At 63.3% G+C, this 2,303-nt stretch carries 2 protein-coding genes; both read left to right on the top strand.

Annotated features, from left to right (window positions below; genetic code table 11):
* Nucleotides 1–1,031 (top strand): RICIN domain-containing protein (locus ACFV15_RS48080; protein ID WP_378360222.1); only part of this gene is annotated, 1,031 nt, incomplete at its 5' end.
* Nucleotides 1,032–1,193: 162 nt separating this feature from the next.
* On the top strand, nt 1,194–2,180 hold the full coding sequence (locus ACFV15_RS48085) for a cellulase family glycosylhydrolase (RefSeq protein ID WP_378360223.1): 987 nt from the start codon (nt 1,194–1,196) through the stop codon (nt 2,178–2,180).
* Nucleotides 2,181–2,303 lie beyond the last annotated feature (123 nt).

Genomic DNA, 2,303 nt, shown 5'->3' on the forward strand with positions numbered 1-2,303 from the left:
GGATGAGCGAGGTCGGCGGCAGCTGGAAGGACGGCCAGGACTTCACCAGCATGGACCCCGGTCTCGGCTTGGCAGGCCAGATCACCGACGACCTGCGCGAGCTGGAGCCGAGCGCGTGGATCGGCTGGCAGCCGATCGAGGACTACAACGCCATGATGCCGGGCGGCGAACGTCCCGAAGGCATGAACTGGGGCGAAATCCAGATCCCGTTCGACTGCGCCCCGACCACCGACTGTCCGATCAGGACGAACACGAAATACAACACGATGCGCAACTTCACCCACTACATCAAGCCCGGTGATCGCCTGATCGGCGTGAACGACCGCTCCAGCACCGTCGCGATGCGCGGGGAGAACCTGGCAACCGTCGTCCACACCAACGCGGGCTCCGTCGACCGTGACGTCACCTTGGATCTGTCCGGCTTCGGACACATCCGTGGCAACGCGACCGTGACGCCGGTCGTGACCGACGTCAACGGTGCGTTGAAGACCGGCAGGCCGGTGAAAGTGTCCCAGCAGCGAGCGACTTTGCGAGTTCCGGCGCGTTCGGTGACCAGCTTCGTGGTCAGCGGTGTCAGCTCAGTGGCGGATGGAACAGGTATCGCTTCCGGTAAGCCGTTCACCCTTTCCGGCGTGCAGAGCGGGAAATCGTTGAGCGCGGAGCACGGTTCGCTCGTCCAGCGGGTCACGGACGCTTCGTCGGCGTCCCAGCGTTGGACGTTCGACGACCGCACCGGCCGGTACGGCAACCGGGATCAGTTGACCATCAAGAACGCGGGTACTGGCCAGGTTCTCAGCACGGCGGACGGTGCGGTGAAACTCACCGCGGCGGGAACCGGCGGCGCGGCGTCACGCTGGATTCTGTCGAGCACCGGCGACGGCACTTGGAATTTCATCAACGTCGCTACCGGCCAGCTGCTCGACGTTGTCGGCGAATCCCGTGAGGACGGCGCCCCCATCGGCCTCTACAAGCCGACGAACGGCGCGAACCAGCGCTGGCAGGCGATCGCCCGCCAGCGTTTGCGTGGTTGACCTCGTGATTCCCTGTAAAAATCAGCGAAATGCGCATGGATATTATATTCGGGCAATAGAATAATAGAGCTCTATATTGCTTTCGGTACGTAGAATGCCAACCCGCTGACCTGTGCGGCCTCGGTACCGGCAGACGCACATTCTTGAGCAACGGAGTTCATAATGAAGCGCACTCGTGTTCGTGCCTGCTTACGCGCCTTGCTGGTCGCGGCGGTCGCCGTGCCGCTGTTGGCGGTTCCCCAGCAGGCTTCCGCCGACACCAACTCCTTCCGTGGCGTCAACTGGGCCGACGGTCGGGACAACTATGTGGACGGCTGGGTCATTCCGACCGGCCTTGCCTCCGGGGACAGCTATTCCGCTGTCAAATCGAAGGCGGACGGCATCATCTCGGGCTTCCAGAGCAAGCTCGGCGCCAACACGGTGCGACTGCCGATCAACCCGAAGAGCGTCAACTCGGACTGGTGGGCCCGTTACAAGGGTGCCGCCGACTCGGCGCTGGGTAAGGGGATGAAGGTCATCTTCGGCTACTGGGAAGCGAACAAGGACGGCAAGGTCGACGACACGAACGCCTGGAACACCATGTGGGACAAGGTCACCGGTGACTACAAGGGCAACGGCAACGTCTACTTCGAACCGATGAACGAGCCGTTCGGATACAGTCTGAACGACTGGGTGTCCGTATGCTCGGGCTGGCTTTCACGCCACTCGGGCATTTCGCGCGGCAGGGTCATCATCAGCGGAACCGGCTACAACGACAATGTCACCGGCGTCGGCGGGGCGAGCGCACTGAACGGGACGCTGCTTTCGCTGCACTTCTACGGGTACTGGGCCAACGACACCACCCGTGCCGCGTGGACGACCAACCTCAGCAACCGGCTCGGCTCGTACTCGTCGCGGACCATCATCGACGAGGCGGGAGCGCCGATGACCACCGGGCTGACGTACAACGGAACGGCTCAGGACGGGAACACCTTCACCGCCTACTTCGCCGCCACCACCGAACTGGCGCGGAGCCGGAGGATGGGCGTCGTCTACTGGCCAGGTCTGCGTGCCGGGGACAGCTACTCGATCACCCGGCAGAGTGGTGCGGGCTTGGCTGTGAACAATCCCTCGGCTGTGGCGCAGCTGCGCAGGGGTTGGGGCTTGTAGCCGGTGAGTCGTGAGTGTTGCGGCCGGTTATTGATCCGTAAGGCAAATATGGCATGATCGTGGTGTGAACGCGAAGGTTCGGGTGACGGATGCGCGGCGGCTTTCCCAGCAATCGCAGGAGGA

Source organism: Amycolatopsis sp. NPDC059657, from assembly GCF_042734395.1.
In the GTDB taxonomy this organism is placed as follows: Bacteria; Actinomycetota; Actinomycetes; order Mycobacteriales; family Pseudonocardiaceae; genus Amycolatopsis.